15 protein-coding genes are annotated in these 17,586 nt (G+C 61.4%); 8 read left to right on the top strand and 7 right to left on the bottom strand.

Annotated elements, in window-relative coordinates; genetic code table 11:
* Positions 1-54 precede the first annotated feature (54 nt).
* Together AS9A_RS19960 and AS9A_RS19965 are read right to left on the bottom strand one after the other, a co-directional pair.
* On the bottom strand, positions 55-1,263 hold the full coding sequence (locus AS9A_RS19960) for an acyltransferase family protein (RefSeq protein WP_013808956.1): 1,209 nt from the start codon (positions 1,261-1,263) through the stop codon (positions 55-57).
* Positions 1,264-1,409: 146 nt separating this feature from the next.
* A complete protein-coding gene (locus AS9A_RS19965) occupies positions 1,410-2,804 on the bottom strand; it encodes a WS/DGAT/MGAT family O-acyltransferase (protein WP_013808957.1) in 1,395 nt (464 codons plus the stop codon).
* 154 nt (positions 2,805-2,958) lie between these two features.
* On the opposite strand from AS9A_RS19965, the gene AS9A_RS19970 reads away from it, so the two are divergent.
* Positions 2,959-4,026, top strand: coding sequence for an alpha/beta hydrolase (locus tag AS9A_RS19970; RefSeq protein WP_013808958.1), 1,068 nt, complete (start codon positions 2,959-2,961; stop codon positions 4,024-4,026).
* On the opposite strand, the gene AS9A_RS19975 is transcribed toward AS9A_RS19970, so the two are convergent.
* The 3 genes from AS9A_RS19975 to AS9A_RS19985 are packed head-to-tail and all read right to left on the bottom strand — an operon-like array spanning position 3,990 to position 6,810.
* Positions 3,990-5,006 (bottom strand): DNA polymerase domain-containing protein, encoded by a 1,017-nt coding sequence (locus AS9A_RS19975; protein WP_041452280.1) that lies wholly within the window; start codon positions 5,004-5,006, stop codon positions 3,990-3,992. The genes AS9A_RS19970 and AS9A_RS19975 overlap by 37 nt on opposite strands.
* An 8-nt stretch (positions 5,007-5,014) precedes the next feature.
* A complete protein-coding gene (locus tag AS9A_RS19980) occupies positions 5,015-6,073 on the bottom strand; it encodes an ATP-dependent DNA ligase (protein ID WP_013808959.1) in 1,059 nt (352 codons plus the stop codon).
* A 41-nt stretch (positions 6,074-6,114) separates the two neighbouring features.
* The gene (locus AS9A_RS19985; protein ID WP_041451245.1) at positions 6,115-6,810 is read right to left on the bottom strand and encodes an NfeD family protein; all 696 of its coding nucleotides are present in this window, start codon (positions 6,808-6,810) and stop codon (positions 6,115-6,117) included.
* A 121-nt stretch (positions 6,811-6,931) separates the two neighbouring features.
* Here AS9A_RS19985 and AS9A_RS19990 point away from each other — a divergent pair, with 121 nt between their 5' ends.
* A complete protein-coding gene (locus AS9A_RS19990; protein WP_158307387.1) occupies positions 6,932-8,359 on the top strand; it encodes a glycosyltransferase 87 family protein in 1,428 nt (475 codons plus the stop codon).
* On the opposite strand, the gene AS9A_RS19995 is transcribed toward AS9A_RS19990, so the two are convergent.
* Positions 8,356-10,608 carry an ATP-dependent DNA ligase gene (locus tag AS9A_RS19995; RefSeq protein ID WP_013808962.1) on the bottom strand — a complete coding sequence of 751 codons (2,253 nt, stop codon included), beginning with the start codon at positions 10,606-10,608 and terminating at the stop codon, positions 8,356-8,358. The two genes, AS9A_RS19990 and AS9A_RS19995, sit on opposite strands and share 4 nt — an antisense overlap.
* A 53-nt stretch (positions 10,609-10,661) precedes the next feature.
* On the opposite strand from AS9A_RS19995, the gene ku reads away from it, so the two are divergent.
* From ku to puuE, 4 genes are read left to right on the top strand one after another with little or no spacing between them, the layout of a single operon-like run.
* Complete coding sequence (gene ku, locus AS9A_RS20000) at positions 10,662-11,447, top strand: non-homologous end joining protein Ku (protein ID WP_013808963.1); 786 nt, start codon at positions 10,662-10,664, stop codon at positions 11,445-11,447.
* A complete protein-coding gene (locus AS9A_RS20005; protein ID WP_013808964.1) occupies positions 11,444-12,652 on the top strand; it encodes a DUF6986 family protein in 1,209 nt (402 codons plus the stop codon). Before ku ends, AS9A_RS20005 begins: the two co-directional genes overlap by 4 nt.
* A gap of 5 nt (positions 12,653-12,657) precedes the next feature.
* Positions 12,658-13,677: an allantoicase gene (gene alc, locus AS9A_RS20010; protein WP_407636580.1), complete on the top strand. Its 1,020-nt coding sequence runs from the start codon at positions 12,658-12,660 to the stop codon at positions 13,675-13,677.
* A 1-nt stretch (position 13,678) separates the two neighbouring features.
* A complete protein-coding gene (gene puuE / locus AS9A_RS20015; protein ID WP_085930625.1) occupies positions 13,679-14,599 on the top strand; it encodes an allantoinase PuuE in 921 nt (306 codons plus the stop codon).
* A gap of 6 nt (positions 14,600-14,605) precedes the next feature.
* On the opposite strand, the gene AS9A_RS20020 is transcribed toward puuE, so the two are convergent.
* Positions 14,606-15,244 carry a DUF5701 family protein gene (locus AS9A_RS20020; protein ID WP_013808967.1) on the bottom strand — a complete coding sequence of 213 codons (639 nt, stop codon included), beginning with the start codon at positions 15,242-15,244 and terminating at the stop codon, positions 14,606-14,608.
* A 171-nt stretch (positions 15,245-15,415) separates the two neighbouring features.
* Between AS9A_RS20020 and AS9A_RS20025 the strand changes: the two genes are divergently transcribed.
* Positions 15,416-16,837: an NCS1 family transporter gene (locus tag AS9A_RS20025; protein WP_013808968.1), complete on the top strand. Its 1,422-nt coding sequence runs from the start codon at positions 15,416-15,418 to the stop codon at positions 16,835-16,837.
* Complete coding sequence (locus tag AS9A_RS20030; protein ID WP_013808969.1) at positions 16,834-17,565, top strand: aspartate/glutamate racemase family protein; 732 nt, start codon at positions 16,834-16,836, stop codon at positions 17,563-17,565. The genes AS9A_RS20025 and AS9A_RS20030 overlap by 4 nt, the downstream gene beginning before the upstream one ends.
* Positions 17,566-17,586: the final 21 nt, after the last annotated feature.

The following is a 17,586-nucleotide window of genomic DNA, read 5'->3' on the forward strand; positions in this document are numbered from 1 at the left end:
CCGTGAGGCTATTTAACCCCACGGTGATTCCGGCGAATACGGCAGCCTGGACGCTTAGCTAGGCGCTTTGACCGCAGTGCCCCGCAGTCGGGCCGGCAATTCGAAGAGCCAGATGAGGCGCATTGCAATCAGTGCCTTGTGGACGTACAACGCGAGGACCACTGTGCCGATCACGACGAGCAGCGGGGCAATGACCTGGACTGCCGTGAGGCTCGAGACGACGGTCATCTTGACCAGCGCGTAGACCAGGATGGAGATCATGATGTCGAGCATCAAGTAGACCGGCAGCGTGTTTCTGCCAATTGTGTTCAGGACACCGCCGAACCACGTGCCGACAAGCCTCGATGCGACGAGAACTCCTGCGAGCAGACCCGCTGTCGAGATCATGACCTGCAGGCCAGGAACATCGATCGGCGTTGCCCCACCCAGAACGTAGTAAGCGCCAGCGTAGAGTGCGGCCGCACCGGCGATCCAGAGCACCGTGTTGCGGTTACTTATCTTGATGATGATGGTGCGAGCGTGCAGGCCAAGCAGGAAGTACACAAAGTACTCGGCGAGGTTGTTCCACGACCAGCTGACCACTGGGAAGTACTGCGAGTACACATTCAGCCCGAGCGCAATGCCCAGTTGAACTGTGATAGGCAGTTTAAGGATGAGCTTTGCGGTGACCGCGAAGACAGCCAGCCCGTAGATGAACCACAATGCGCTATTCGGCAGGTACAGGCCGTTGATGACGCTCGAGAACGTTGCATAACCACCGTGACGCACCTCAGCTGGCAGTACGTTGTGCACGGCGAAGAAGATGACCAGCCAAAGCGCATACAGATAGAAGAGATGGGCGACCCGGCTTCGCAGCATCTTCGGCCAGGTCATCGAGACCATACCCTGCGCGAACAATCCAGAGGCCACGAAGAACAGCGGCATGCGGATCGGCTGGAGCGCACCGTTGACTGTTCGCCAGAAATCAGGCGCGAGATCCTTCGTGACGAGCATGTTGACCGCGTGAAGGAGGACGACCATGACGATCGTCATGCCCTTCGCGATGTCTACCCACTCGACTCGCGGCTTAGCCGCTTTCTTGGCGGGAACAGTTGGCGCTGGCTTCGCCGTAACCGGCCCCGCCTTCGCTGGCGCAGGCTGGGCGGACGGCCGCCCAACTACGGCCGGGTACATCACCCGACGGGAGACAGCGTGCGTCAGGTCCGGTTCAGGCGCCGCGACTGGTTCTGCCAGTGCGGTCCCTCTCTGCGGTGACGCCAGCATTCCATCATCTCCCTGGGTGAGCTGCTTGCGGCCGACGATCTGCGCCTGCGCGGTGACGGCCAGCCAAAATCGAGAATTAGCGGCACTCCGGCCTGAGAAAAGACTAAGATCCCAGGCCGCTCAATGGAAGACATGTGAAACCAATCTCACAAAAGAGACGTTGCGGAACTGTTATCCACTCGTTTCTCAAGTGACACGAGTGCATCCTCGAGGTAGGTGAGGATGCGCTGCAGGTGCGGCACCGACTTGCGGCAACCGACGACGCCGAAGTCCAGGTTGCCAGCATTGCTGGTCAGAGTGATGTTCAGGGCCAAGCCGTCCATTGCGATCGACAGTGGGTAGATGCCGTCGAGGCGAGCGCCATCCCAGTGCAACGGCACCTTTGGGCCGGGAACATTCGAGATGACCACGTTGAACGGCGGAGGCGCGTGCGTTACATAGCCGGGAAGTGGCGCGAATGCTAGCGGGGCCACCATGAATGCACCTACTGCCATTGCCTGCAATGGACTCAATCCGGTAAGCATTCGCTTTGCCTGCCGCATCGAATTTGTGATGCATTCGAGACGGTCGATCGGATCATCCAGATGGGTGCCCAGGTTCGCCAGGACACTCGTCACCGCGTTGCCGCCGGAATCTTCTTCCACAAGACTATGCAGCGAAACGGGGACCATGGCGATGAGCGGGTCCTCCGGCAGCGCGTTCTGGCTGAGAAGATAGTCACGCAATGCGCTTCCACACATCGCCAGAACGACGTCGTTAAGAGTGCAATCTGCCGCTTTACCAACCGCCTTGATTCGGTCGATCGGCCACGACTGGGCCGCGAAGCGGCGTGCACCGCCGATCGGAACATTGAACATGGTCCGGGGCGCCCGCAGCGGCAGCACCATGTCTCTCTCACGCACAGCCTGCCAGCCGATCCGCGCTGCGGCCGGCACTCCGCCAGCCACATCGCCAACAAGGTCGGCCCCTGATTTCGCCAGACCCAGTGGATTGAACATCGATTTTTTACTCAGAATCGACTTCCGTGGCCGCGGCGCAAAGGGTGATGGCGCTCCGGTGGCATCCGGATCCTCCAGGAGTACTGACTGCAGCGTTTTCAGGGCGGACACACCGTCAATAAGCGCGTGATGCACCTTCGTGTAAACGGCGAACCGCCCGTCCTCGAGCCCTTCCACGACGTGTGTCTCCCAGAGCGGGCGGTGCCGATCCAGCAGCTGACTGTGCCAGCGCGACGTCATGGCAAAGAGTTCGCGCATCCGGCCCGGCTGCGGAAGCGCGGAAAGCTGGACGTGATAGTCGAGATCGATATCGCTATCAGTTGCCCAGAAAAGGTTGCGGGGTGTGTTGAACGGAGTTCCGGGCCGCCTCCGGAATTTCTCGGCCACTTCCGGCGTGTCGAGTAGCTGCTGATAGCGATCACGGACAAACTCTGGCCCAGCACCCTCCGGCGGCGAAAAGAGCTCGAGTCCACCAACGTGCATTGGATGTTCACGGCTCTCAATAGCGAGGAACATGAAATCTTGCGGCAGCATCAGAGCCATACGTTCGCCATCCCCCCGGGGCGCAACAGACGATCACTCGTCCTAGTGGAAACTTTAATGAAACAAGTGTGTAACAAAGTGGCGTGTTTCACGATTTTCCGTTGTACATTACTTCGACCTGAACCCGTACAAAGACGAACGGAGGCGACTGGCGATGTCTAACACCATGCGTCACAACCGCCCCCTCCGTCTCGTTGGAAACACCGCAACAGCGCAAGCGTTTCCCCAGCACGCCACTGTGGTGCGCGAGAATTACGTCGGCGCAAGCCTACAGGCGACAGCACTCGCGGCAACGCTGCGACTCACAGTCCGACCCCTGCTTTCCGTGTGGGCGAAATGGCCCCATTTGCCGTGGCCTACCGGCCTCGTTGACCTGGCAGGCTCAGCGCTTCCTCCGGTGCCTGGCACGCGCTACCGGCCGGTGCAGCTGCCGCAGTGCAAAGCCGAATGGATCCGCGCGGAAGATGTCACCACCCACCGCGTCATTCTCTACCTCCATGGCGGCGCCTTCGTAACATGCGGCCTGCGCACACACCGCCGCATGGTTTCCCTGATCTCAGCGTCGGCACAGTCACCAGTACTCAGTGTCGACTACCGGATGCTGCCTCGGCACACAATCAATCATGCGATCGAAGACGGTGTTTCTGCCTACCGATGGCTGCTGCGCCGCGGCTACCGCCCGGATCAGATCGTCATCGGCGGCGACTCCGCGGGCGGTTATCTCACGTTCATGGTTGCGCTGGCTCTGCGCTCGCAGGGCCTGCCAGTCCCCGCAGGCCTCGTGGCCCTCTCGCCGCTCACGAACCTGAACCCAGCGTCCAAGCTCGCGCACGAGAACGCCAACAAATGCGCTCTTTTCGCCGCCGACGTCCTCAATGTGTTCACGGAATACGCTGATCGCGTCGAGCAGCGCCTCCTTATCGATGGCACACCCGGGCCCCGGGTATGCCCCGTCGAGAGTGACTTGTCGGGTATGCCTCCCACCCTGCTGCAAGTTGGTTCGACGGAGATGCTTTTCTCCGATTCCGAAATGATGGCCGATCGTCTGTCCCATTTCGGTGTGTCATGCCACCTGCAGGTGTGGGAACGGCAAGTGCATGTTTTCCAGGCCGCGGCTGGCCTGGTGCCGGAGTCATCCCGCGCTATCCGGGAGATCGGGCGGTTTGTCCGCGACGCAGTACCGGTTCAGTCCCTCAACCGGTCCCGGTCTCTGCTCGGCTGAACTCGTTTCGGTTCGCCCGGCATTTTCGGATAGTTCGGCGGATACGGCAGTTCCCCCTCGCCCTGCTCCTCGTCCCGGGCAAACCAGTCAAGCAATGTCTGTATCGAGTACGACGTCTTGTGGAGGTCCGCATGCGGATCACCACGCTCACTGAGCAGGGCGGGAACGGTGGCGATCGTGAAGTCATCCGCGTCGGCGTCGTTAATTTCATCCCATGTCAGTGGAGCTGAAACAGTCGCGATCGGGGTCTTACGCGCCGAGTACGCTGACGCGACTGTCCGGTCCCGAGCGTTCTGGTTGTAATCGAGGAATATCCGATTCCCACGCTCTTCCTTCCACCATGCCGCTGTGGCGAGGTCCTCGCTCCGGCGCACAACCTCGCGCGCCAGCGCGATACCTGCCCGGCGCACTTCGATGAAGTCCCATTTGGGTTCGATCGGAATGGTCACGTGGAGCCCCCGTCCGCCCGAGGTTTTGACGAAGCCCTCGTACCCAAGCTCATTGAGCACTGGCAGCAACGCGTCGCGCGCGACGATTCGGGCTTCCGCGAAGCCGGTACCAGGCTGAGGATCAAGATCGACCCGAAGTTCATCAGGGCGGTCGGTATCTCTACACACGACCGGCCAAGGATGAAACGTGACGGTACCGAGATTGGCCGCCCATACGACATCAGCGGCACTCCTGACGCGTAAGGCCTCCGCCGTCCGTCCGGACGGAAAAGTCACCGTGCACGATTCAACATGGTGCGGCCGTCGCGCCGGGACCCGCTTCTGATAGATCTCTTCCCCCTCGACACCGTCCGGAAAACGCTGGAGGTTCGTGGGCCTGTCACGCAGGACAGCAAGGATCGCGCCGCGCTCCGCTACCGTGCGGTAGTAGTCGACGAGGTGGCGTTTCGTCCCACCCTTCGAGCCGAGCGCCGGATAGTAGATCTTGTCCGGATTCGACAACCGGACTTCGATACCGTCAATATCGAGCATTTCAGCCGTCACCGCGCGCTCCCTTCGAGGACGTCAGCCAAGTCGTAGCGAACCGGCACCTCCAACTGGTCATAGGTGCACGATCGGGGATCCCGGTCTGGCCGCCATCGCAAGAGCCGCACCGCATGCCGGAATCTGTCGCCCTCCATCTGGTCGTACGCAACTTCAGCCACACGCTCAGGTCGCACCGGGACGAATCCCGCGTCGGCGGACGTACGCCAGCGTGAGACCTCGCCTTCCGCGCGGTCCCCCGAACGGATCCCGTCAAGGTCCTCCTGAATTTTGATTCGCTTGGCATTGGTGAACGCAGACATCCCGCCGACCATCTTGAGTTCGTCCCCGTCATACAGGCCAAGGAGGACCGACCCGACGCCCGGCTGGCTTTTGTGCGGCCGGTACCCGATCACGACCGCCTCTGCCGTGCGGGAATGCTTGACCTTGACCAGCTCCCGCTTGTTAGGCAGGTACCGCGAGGCCAGCCGCTTCGCGATCACACCGTCGAGGCCGGCGCCTTCAAACGTCTCAAACCAGTGTTGCGCGACCGCGGCGTCATTAGTTGCCCTGGTCACGTGGCATCTAGCCGGACCGATCTCCGCTGCGGCCAGTTCGGTCAGCATGCCCCGTCGTTCGCCGAAAGGGGCGTCAAGCAGAGAGCGATCGTGATGCGCGAGAAGGTCGAAGCCCACGAACAAGGCCGGGGTGTCAACGGAAAGCTGGCGCACCCGCCGTTCTGCGGGGTGAATGCGCGCCGAAAGGGCTTCCCAGTCCAGCCGCGTGCCCTCTTCGGTGCTCTGCGGCACGACGATTTCGCCATCGACGACGCACCGGCCTGGCAGCTCGTCACGAACAGCAGTCACCACCTCGGGAAAGTACCGGGAGAGGTCCTTCCCGCCACGAGAGCCGATCACTACGTCGTCTCCGTCCCGGAACACGATCGCACGGAAACCGTCCCATTTGGGCTCATACAGCCAGGTGGGTTCGGCCGAGGCGTCGGGCGCCTGTTCAGGGACGGTTGCGGCGGCCTTGGCCAGCATCGGCGCTAAAGGAGGCATCACCGGAAGTTGCACGTTGCCAATCCTCGCACCAGATGCGCGGTTACGTCAGTGAGTTACTCCTTGTCGTTGAGGGAGTGCAGCGCCGACTCTGCTTCCAGCAGCTTCTGTTTAAGCTCCTCAACACGCCGTGCTGCCGCGTCGCGCGCAGCGTCGAGTGCGGTTTGCGCGGTCCTCAGGGCGGCAGGGTGCCCCAGTGCCTCGACAGCACGCAGGACCGCGTCCGGCGTCACTGACGCAGGTTTGAGCTGCTGCCCGCTGGAGCGTTCCACCTCGACCGACCACCCGCCGGTTTCGTCTGCGCGCAGGGTAATCGCGCACGCGGCGGACTTCGGCGCAGACTTACGCCGGGGGGCAGCCAGTGCTCGCGATGCCGCGGGTGCCTCCACTGGATCTTCCTTGACAGGGGCCGGCTTCCCGGGGACTGCTTGCGACTGAGATTTCGGCGCACGCTTGCGTGGTGCCTGCGACTTCGCCGGTTTCGGGGGTTCAGGTGGGGCTGCTTTCGTCCGTCGTAACTCTTCTGCTTCGAACGGGATCTCATCGTCCACGCCTCGAGGGCGCACGATCAGCGTGTTGCCGTCTATCGAGACGACGCGGGCTGACGCACCCGCTTCGAGACCAAGCCCCGGCAATGGCTCGCGCAGGTAGACCGTGGCACGTTTGCCTTCCTTCAGCGCTTCGGAGAGCTCCACGAGCTGATCATCGGTGAGGTGCCGTGTCGCTTTCGCGGCTTTTCGTGTCGTTGCCATACCCCACATTGTGAAGGCGAAATCCAAAACTCACGTCGCCAGGTTCGGAATTGTCAGATCCAGGCGCTAATCTGCTATCGAGCGCGGGATGCTCAGTCCAGGGGGTTCGATGGCGGTCGGAATGGCAGATTCTGCCCACAGCAGCGGTGGTCTAAGGCGCTTTCGCTTGCCATGGTGGGCGCATGCCGGGCTTATTCTTGCGGCCCTACTCGTCGTTGCTTTCCATATTCGCGTCATCCCGATCGGTGCCCCGCACTGGGGCCTGTTCCAGAACATGGTCGACGTTCAGGTGTATGCCGTCGGCGGCTCCCTGGTTCGTGAGGGGCAGGCTCTTTACGAGGGCAACGTCATCGGCAATCTACCCTTCACGTATCCGCCATTCGCCGCGGTGCTCTTCACCGTCCTGGCTGGATTAAACAAGGCATGGCTGATTGGCCTGTGGGCTGGTGCGACAATCGCGGCGTTATGGCTCACTATTGTCCTCTCGTGGCGCGCGCTCGGCTACCGGGCAGGCTGGCAGTTGCTGGTCGTTAGCGCGTATCTGACGGTGATTGCGACGTGGCTCGAACCTGTCCGCACCACGATCTGGTACGGCCAGATCAACATCTTCCTGATGTTGCTTATCGTCTGGGATCTCACACGCCCTAAAGGCAGCGTCCTGCGCGGGTGGACCGTCGGCATTGCTGCGGGGATCAAGCTGACACCAGCCTTCTTCTTCGTCTACCTCGTTCTTGCGAAGCAGTGGCGTGCGTTTACAACGGCGGTTGTCGCGTTCCTTGCCACAGTGGCAATCGGGTTTGCAGTGATTCCCCGGGATGCCCTGACATTCTGGCAGGGCAAGTTGTTCGAGGCTGAACGGGTGGGCAGGATCGACTCTCCCGCGAATCAATCGATAACGGGAGCCCTCGCACAGATTCTCGGCACACCCGAGCCGTCACGTCTCGGCGTCGCAGCAGTCACGATGGTGGTACTTGCACTGGGACTCACCGCAATGTGGCTCGCTCATCGGTCGGGTCAAGAACTACTTGCCGTGACACTTACCGGCCTGACCGCGTGCATGATTTCACCGTTCTCTTGGGGCCATCATTGGGTGTGGTTCATTCCACTCCTCGCGATTCTGTGTCACTACGCGGCGACGTCGCGCTACCGCGTCATGTGGGCGCTTCCTGTTGCGTTGTTCCTCGCAGCGGCCTGCTGGATTCAGCGGTTCATCGATATCACGCAACCGGCGGGCGTGTTCTACGCCATCGGCACCTTCATGCTCCTGCCCTCGAATCCTGCCCTCGTCACGACCGTCCGTTTGGCGTACCCCCTGATCTACCTCATCATTGTCGTGACCGTCCTCGCGATCCTCGGTTCGCGCGCGTATCGCGCTCGCCACAACGCAGAGGGACACCCGCAACGAGGCAATCTGCCTGTCCCTGCCGACGGTGGCAATGTCGTTCCGCCTTCCGCCCGCAGCGCGTCTCGAACAGCGCGGGCGATCAGGCACCACCGGCATGAACAGACCGGGGCAACTGTTGGCTTCGGAGCGTCAGCCCAGAGTTAGCTACGCATCCAGACGGGATGGCGCAGCCGTCGCGCGCTGGTCCACTCCTGGAACCGCACGGTCCCCTCCATCTCGGGCCTGACCCACACGACATCACGCAACTGGGTTTCAGACGACTCAGGTTCGCTTGCCCAGTCGGCGAACGGGCTTTTTTCCTGCACAAGGAGCGTCAACCGCTCAAGCAGTTCGGCGCGCTGTTTCTCCGACCACCCCGTTCCTACGCGTCCCGCGTAGCGAAGCTTCCCATCCCGCATCACTCCCACCAGTAAGGCGCCGATGCCGCCACCGTGGCCTCCTTCGCCTGGTTTCCAGCCACCCACAACGACGTTTTGGGTCCGCCAGTTCTTGTGCTTGAGCCAGGCGGTGCCTCGTTGACCGGGCAGATAAATCGAGTCGCGGCGCTTCGCGATCACGCCTTCCCAGCCTCGCTGAACCGACTCAGCGATCGCATCCTCGGCCGAACCCGTGAGCAGCGGCGGAACACTCGCACACCGCAAGAGACCAGCAACGGCTTCGAGCACCTTCCGCCGGTCGGACCAGGGTTTCCGTGTCAGCGAGGTGCCGTCGAGATAAAGCACGTCGAAAACCAGGTAGGTCGCCTCACGTGGTGCTTCCCTGAGCCGCGCGAAGCTCGTCACCCCCTCTTCGCCGAAACCGACTAGTTCGCCATCGAGGACCACCTCATGACCACCCAGGTCCTCGCTGAGCTGCCGCAGTTGTGGGTAGTCGCGCGTCACATCAATTCCGCTGCGGCTCAGCAGCCGCACCGTGCCCTCGCTGATCTCGGCGATCGCACGGTAACCGTCCCACTTGCCCTCGAACGCCCACTCCCCGGCGTCAAGTCGCTTTATGGACGCCGACTTGGCAAGCATCGGTGACAAGCCGCGCGGTATGCCCCGCACGCGGCGATTCGCGTCCGGCGCCTTCATCTTGTGCATCAGCCAGTTCTTGCCGCCCGTTTTGATCAACGCATATCTGCCTTGGGCGCGTTTCCCATGAAGTTCGACGATCACCTCATCGTCGCGCCACTTTTCCAGCGTGTATGTGCCGCGATCCCAGATCTTCACCTCGCCCGCGCCGTACTGGCCACGCGGGATCTCCCCCGCGAAGCTCCCGTACGCCATCGGATGTTCTTCGGTCTGCACGGCAAGGTGGTTGACGTCCGGGGTGTCGGGGATGTTCTTCGGCACCGCCCACGAGACGAGTACACCGTCGCGCTCGAGCCTGAAGTCGTAGTGCAGTCGGCGGGCATGATGTTCCTGGATGACGAAGAGTGGCTCACTTTCATTTTCCTTGAGATTTTCACTCGGTTCCGGGACCGGTTCCGGGGTTAGCGCGCGGTCGCGTTTCGCCCGGTACAGAGCAAGCCGATCCGGGCCTGACTCACTTGGCCGCGGCCGCTCAGGTGACAGCAGGTCCCCGAATTCATCGACGCGGCGCAGCACGTCCGAAAACGTCAGGTGTGCGATGTGCGGGTCGTCGAGTTCTTCCCAGGAACGGGGGGCCGCGACGTACGGGTGTGACTGGCCCCGTAGTGAATACGGCGCGATGGTCGTTTTTGCTGCCGAGTTCTGGCTCCAGTCGACGAAGATCTTGCCGGGACGCGCCGCTTTGGACATGGTGGCGGTAACCAGTTCGGGGAGCGCACGTTCGAGGCTCGCCGCAACGGATTGCGCAACACGGGACGCCTGCGCGGAGCTCACGGGATCTACGAGCGGTACATAGAGGTGCAGTCCCTTACTGCCTGACGTGACCGGATAGACAGGCAGGCCGATCTCGCGGAAGATCTCCCGAATACGTTTCGCGACGACCGCGCAGTCCGCCAGCGTCGTGCCTGGCCCGGGGTCGAGGTCAAACACGATCCGGTTAGCTGGCCCCGGCTTTCCCGACCGAGCGATCCACTGGGGCACATGCACTTCCAGTGCCGCCTGCTGACCGATCCACACGAGCGCGGCAGTGGAATTGAGCAACGGATACGTCACCGTGCGCGACTTGTGCTCGAGGGGAAGACGCGGAATCCAGTCTGGGGCGGAGAACGGAATGTTCTTCTCAAAAAATGGCGTCGCCGTCACCCCGTCCGGCCAGCGTTTTCGGGTCGCAGGCCGGTCACGAATGTGCGGCAGCATCACCGAGGCGATTGCCTCGTAGTAAGCGATAATCTCACCCTTGGTGGTTCCCGTTTCGGGGTAGAGCACTTTGTCGAGATGCGTGAGCGCAACGGTATACCCGTCGATGACCAGTTTCGACATACAGGCCCTTCCGTTGGCTACCCCCGGAACAGGTTGTCGGCAATACTAAGATCATGCGCTCAATATGGAAAGGTGCACTCACTTTCGGGCTCGTCAACGTGCCCGTGAAGGTGTACGCGGCGACAGAAGACCACGACATCAGTTTCCACCAGGTTCACGCAGAGGACCGTGGGCGCATCAGATATCGCCGGATTTGCGAAGAATGCGGGAAACAAGTCGAATTCCGGGACATAGCGAAGGCGTACACCTCCGATGATGACGAAATGGTCATCATCACTGACGAGGACCTGGCGAGCATCCCCAAAGACATCACCCGCGAAATCGAGGTCGTCGAGTTCGTACCTGCTGACCAGCTCGACCCGGTCATGTTCGATCGTGCGTATTATCTCGAGCCCGACGGCAAGTCCACCAAGGCATATCAACTGCTGCAGAAGACTCTTGCCGGAACGGACCGCATCGCGATCGCGCATTTCGCACTGCGCAGCAAGACACGACTTGCCGCACTGCGCGTCAAAGGCAATACGCTGATGGTGCAGACGCTGCTGTGGCCCGATGAGATCCGCGATCCCGAATTCTCCTCACTTGAAAAAGAGGCGAAGATCAGCAAGGCCGAACTCGACATGGCCAATCAAGTCGTCGACTCGATGACCAAGGATTTCGAACCCGACCAGCACGCCGATGAATACCAGGAAAAGCTGCGTGAACTGATCGAGAACAAACTCGCACAGGGCGAGTCGTACACACCACCCGAACCTACCGGTGAAGATCTCGACAAGGACGTCTCCGACCTTCTCGCTTCGCTCGAAGCGACGCTGAAGGCGAGTAGTCAAAAGAAATGATCAATCTCGACGCTTTACTCGCCCCTGTTGACCAATTTCTCGAGCAGCATTACCCCACTCCATTTCGCTTGGGCCAGCCGCCGCACACCGTGTATGTCAGCGGCGCGGACGCATCCGAAGCCATCACACAAGCGTGGGCGGCACAGGCTCTTGGGCTGATCGACACACACCACGATCTGCTCCAGACGCTTGATGAGCATGGGGTACTCCCCCGTGTCATTGACCGGTTGAGCGAAAGACCCATTCACGACTTACGGTTCGACTTTGAAGACGGCTACGGCTGGCGTGATGACGCGATAGAAAATCGACATGCGTTGCGTGCCGGAGAAGCGCTGCAGCGGCTCTCCCAGCAGTCCGATGGGCCGCAGAGCTGCGGTGTCCGACCGAAAGGCCTCGCTCCCCACGAACGCCACCGGCTCGTCCAGACTCTCGAAGCAGTTCTCGCTGGGGCAGGCGGCGTACCGGCCGGGTTCGTCTTCACCGTGCCCAAGCTTCGTCACGCTGACCAGGTTCCTGCTGTGGTCGCACTCTGCCGCGAGTTTGAACGGGTTCACGGTCTCAGCGACGGAGCGCTGAAGTTTGAGCTGCAGATTGAGTCGCCACAAGCCGTGATCGCCGCTGACGGCACTGTTCCCCTTGCCCCTGCGCTTCATGCTTCGGAAGGCCGCTGCACCGGACTGCATTTCGGCACATACGACTACAGCGCCGCCTGCGGAATCGCCCCGCAGCATCAGTCGCTCGATCACCCGGTCGCTGATCACGCGAAAGCAGTCATGCTCGCTGCTGCTGCCCAAACGGGGGTTTGGGTGTGCGACGGATCGACTCAGATCGTCCCTGCAGGCGAGGAGAAACAGCAGGAGTCGGCTCTCCGTAATCACCATCGGCTGGTGACGCGGTCCCTCGCGAACGGCTTTTATCAGGGCTGGGATATGCACCCCGGCCACCTCGTCACTCGATGGCTTGCCACGTTCAGTTTTTACCGTGAATCGCTGGCTGTGGCGGCCCCGCGGCTGGAGAGTTACTTGCGGCGCCAGTCAGGCGGAGTTGTCGACGAACCCGCGACCGCGCAGGCGCTCGCCACAGTGGTGCTCCGGGGACTTGACTGCGGTGCGTTCGAGGAGGCAGACGTTGTCGCGCTGAGTTCTCACAGCAGTACGGGGATACTGGAGGAGTTAGTGCAGCGAACGCTGCCCGATACTCCCTGAAATTGATATCCGGAGGCCCCGTGACTGATGCACCGAAGTTCACCCAGCTGCCAGATCTTGCGGTTCGCAGCTTAGGAGGCTCGGTGGTGTGGGCGAACGACGAGTCGTTCGCTGAGAAAGAGAATCTCATTCGCCCGCTGCCGCCTGGCTTCAGCCCTGCAACGTTCGGCCATAAGGGGCAGGTGTATGACGGGTGGGAGACGCGGCGCCGTCGTGAACCTGGATGTGACGAAGCGATCGTGCGCCTTGGAGTGCCTGGAGTAATTCACGGGGTCGTCGTGGACACCGCATTCTTTACTGGTAACTATCCTCCCGAAATCTCGCTGGAGGCGGCAGCGGTCGCCGGTTATCCGTCCCCCGAAGCGCTGCGCGACGAGGCTAAGTGGGAGCCACTCGTTTTGCGCACCGCCGTGACTGGTGATTCCGCGAACATGTTCCCCGTCTCAGATGAGCGGCGTTTTACGCACGTCAAGCTGACTTTAATTCCAGATGGTGGCGTCGCCCGACTACGCGTCCATGGCTACGGGGTGCCCGATCCCGAGTTTCTTGCCGCGGGCCCCGTCGATGTCGCCGCACTCGAAAATGGCGGACATGTCACTGGCTGCTCCAACTGGTTCTATAGCTCACCGCACAACCTGTTGATGCCGGGCTACGCGCGGGTGATGGGTGATGGCTGGGAAACCTCCCGCAGGCGGTTCTCGCCCGGTGAATGGGAGTCGAGCAACGACTGGGTTGAGGTACATCTGGCTGCGGAAGCCGCTCTTCGCGTCGTAGAGCTGGACACCACCTGTTTCCTCCACAATGCGCCGGGGGCCGCGTCGGTGCGCGGCCGTGTCGGAGATGAGTGGGTGGAGTTGTTGCCGCGCACTGCTCTTCAGCCTGATACCCGGCACCGGTTCCGTGTAGAAGCGGCTGGTGTGACGGATCTTCGGCTGGATATCTACCCCGACGGCGGGCTGAGCAGGCTGCGCGCATGGGGGACGCTCACTCCCGCAGGTCTTGCCGCACTGACGGAGCCGAGGTGAGATGGACGTGACGTACCCCCGTGACCTGATCGGCTACGGCAAGAATCCTCCCGACCCGCAGTGGCCCGGTGGCGCGAAAGTGGCTGTCCAGTTTGTCCTCAACTATGAGGAGGGCGGCGAGAACTCCGTGCTCGATGGCGATGCCGGTTCGGAAACATTCCTGTCGGACATCGTTTTCGCGCAGTCGTACCCGGACCGGCACATGAGCATGGAGTCGCTGTACGAATACGGTTCCCGAGCTGGTGTGTGGCGGGTGCTGCGCATCTTCGAGCGGCGCGGACTTCCCTTGACCGTGTTCGCGGTTGCCCGCGCTCTTGAACGGAACCCGGAGGTAGCAGCGGCCTTTGGTGAACTCGGACACGAGATCGCCAGCCATGGACTGCGCTGGATCAGCTACCAGCAGCTCGACCCCGAAATTGAACGAGCCCACATGGCCGAGGCAGTCGGGATCATTCGCGACCTCACGGGTGCGGCACCACTTGGCTGGTACACGGGGCGCGATTCGCCAAACACCCGTCGGCTTGTCGTGGAGCACGGTGGCTTCACCTATGATGCCGATTCCTACGCGGACGACCTTCCCTATTGGGTCGATGTTCCCCTAGGTGACGGCTCAATTAAACACCTGGTTGTCCCGTACACGCTGGAAACGAACGACATGCGTTTTGCCTCACCTGCGGGTTTCGCGAATGGCGAGGAGTTCTTCGCGCACCTGCGCGACGCGTTCGACGTGCTGTACCGGGAGGGCAGCGAGGGCGCACCGAAAATGATGTCCGTGGGTTTGCATTGCCGGATAGTTGGGCGCCCGTCTCGTACGGCCGCACTGGAACGCTTCCTCGACTACGTGCAAGGCCATGAGGAGGTGTGGGTGACCCGGCGCATCGATATCGCAGATCATTGGCGCCGGATACACCCAGCGAACTAGGCGCCGTCAGATCCGGCTGGCGCAGGACGCGATCCCCAGCCATGTGTGCCGGTTCCCCGCCCAGCAGAAGCCCAGTTTCGGCGCTCTGTTGCTGATCCAGATTCCCGGTACACGACGATCGCCGCAGCGTGAGCCGGGGGTTTGGATGCAGTTGTTCTTTTCGAGCGACTTTGGGTAATGGAGCAGGAACGCGGCTCCTTCCTCGGCGGTGAGCGGGCTGCGATCTTCATCGGCGAATTTCGCCATCGCTTCGTCTGGCGTCCAGTTCCGGGTGGCGGCCCCTCGATCGATGTCGATCACCGCATACAAAGGTGATTCAGGAATGTCGAGGCCAGTGATCGGTGTGAACGTGTCAATATCGGCCGTGTCGGCTGAGATGAATCCTGGCCGACTCCCGAAGCGCAGCAAGGGAATAACCTCGGACACTGGGAGTGCGCTGCGGTGCAGCACCAGCGCGAACGGGACACGAGCGGGTTCGGGCAGCGCGGAACCGGCTGTTTCTCTAACGAGTGCATCCCGCAGACCTTCGGTATCGGCGAGCGCCTCATCGGAACGCCCTGCGGCGGTGAGGGCGCGGCGGAGATTGTCGATCTGACGGTTGACCTCTGCTTCAGCGGCTTCCTTGGTCAGTTCAGCGGTCGTCATGTGAGCCCCACTTTCTGTCGTGACCCACAATTAACGTACGCGGTACGAGAAATGTTCCCGCGAATATATTCATGCCTTCATCAGCTTGTGACGCGACAGCATATCGCTGCAACAGAGTCTTCCTACTGTTCTAAGTCAGGCTGATCATCGTCCCCCGCAGGCAGGTGCACAATGCTGACTTCACACGATCCTGGTACGGGAAACCCTGCCGAGTCTCCGCCCGAAGTACTGCACACAAAAACGGCTGGTCAAGAGTCCCTGGGCCCGCAGAAGGTGCGGATCGTGGGGCGCACGTCCTACCTCCTGATGTGGATGGGCGGTTGTGTCTCGATAGGGACATTCACCATGGGCTCCAGCCTCGTCGGCACTCTCAATCTCATTCAGCTGCTCGTGGCGATTTCGATCGGATGCCTGGTCATCGGTCTTGGTTTAGTCCTCAACGGCGCTGCCGGGTATAAGTACGGCATTCCGTTCATGGTGCAGGCACGCAGCTCTTTCGGCTTCGCCGGAACGCGCATTCCCGGAATGGTGCGCGCGGTCCCGGCGCTAGTGTGGTACGGCTTTCAGAGCTGGGTGGGAGCCGCCGCGCTGAACCAGGTTTCCGCGGTTCTCTTCGGATTCGACAACCTCGTCCTGTACTTCATCGCATTCCAGTTCTTGCAGATCGCGCTTTCGATCTTCGGATTCAAGGGAATCAAGTGGCTCGAAAACGTCGGTGCGATCTTCATCCTTGCGGCGCTGGTGTACATGTTCGTGAGCGTTCTCAATCGCTACGGCGCGGAGATCGAATCCAACCTGCTTTCGGTCGACGGAACGTGGGGCACGCCGTTCTGGGGTGCAACCATGCTTTTCCTAGGTATCTACGCGACCATGATGATCAACGTCAGTGACTACTCGCGTGAGCACACACCTGGCTCACGCCCCGGTCTACTCCTCACGATCTACACGGCCGCGATCCTCCCGGTGACCGTATTCATGGGCTTGATCGGGCTGATGGTGTCAGGTGCGACGGGCGTGGTCGATCCGATCCAGGTCTTCTCCAACGCTGTCGACAACACCCCCTTACTAGTGATCACCCTCGTTTTCATCGCATTCGCGCAGGTCACCACTAACGTTCTCAATAACGTCGTACCGCCGACCTACGTCCTCATGGATATCTTCAAGGTCCCGTACCGGGTCGCGACTGTCTTGGTCGGGCTGCTGGCCTTCGCGACGTTCCCCTGGCTGCTCGTCCGGGAGGAGTCGGCTGATGGGCTGCAGATTTTCGTGCAGACGTACTCAGCGTTCTTGGGCCCCATCTTCGCGGTGATGGTCGTTGACTACTACTTCGTGCGGCAACGCACCCTGAACCTGATCAAGCTCTACGACGCGTCCGGAGCGTATCGAGGTGTCAACTACACAGCTTTGATTTCGGTAGGCGTCGGCATCGCTGCTGCCTTCACCTTTTCTGACATTTCGTTCTACGCGGGCTTACTGCCAGCAGGGCTGTGTTATTACTTGCTGATGAAGTTCTGGCCGTCGTCTCGACGGTTCTTGCCCGCCGCTAACGACGCTGCAGGTACCCGGTCCGGGGAACGTGCGGAACGGCGTTGAAGATCCTCGTTGTCAATGTCAACACCACTGAGGCGATGACCTCGATGATCGGCGCCCGGGCGGCCTCGGCAGCGGCTAAGGGCACCGAGATTGTCCCGCTGACTCCGTTCTTCGGAGCAGAATCAGTGGAGGGCAATTTCGAGAGTTACCTGGCGGCTGTCGCAGTGATGGACCGCGTTGTCGCGTACCGCGAAGAGTGCGGGGATGACTTTCACGCCGTCATTCTGGCGGGGTTTGGGGAACACGGCCGCGAGGGCCTGCAGGAACTGCTCGACGTCCCCGTGCTTGACATTACCGAGGCCGCGGCGCACGTCGCTTGCCTGGTGGGCCGCACTTACTCGGTCGTCACGACTCTTGATCGGACCGTGCCCCTGATCGAGGGGCGGCTGTTGCTCGCCGGATTGCACACTCAATGCGCGTCCGTCCGCGCAAGCGGGCTATCGGTACTCGACCTGGATAAATCCCCTGATCTTGCGATCGATTCGATCGTCACACAGGCGGAGCACGCCGTTGAACTCGATGGAGCGGAAGCCATCATCCTTGGCTGCGGCGGGATGGCCGGGCTCGATGAGGCTGTACGAGAAGCCACCGCCGTACCGGTGGTCGACGGCGTGGCCGCAGCGGTGAAGCTGGCAGAATCGCTGGTCTCGCTGGGACTGTCGACGAGCAAGGTGCGGACCTATGCGACGCCCCGGCCGAAACATCTACGGGGCTGGCCCTTGCGATAGTGCTCATAGGCAAATCCATCT

The sequence above is a fragment of the Hoyosella subflava DQS3-9A1 genome, from assembly GCF_000214175.1.
Taxonomy (GTDB): Bacteria; Actinomycetota; Actinomycetes; order Mycobacteriales; family Mycobacteriaceae; genus Hoyosella; species Hoyosella subflava.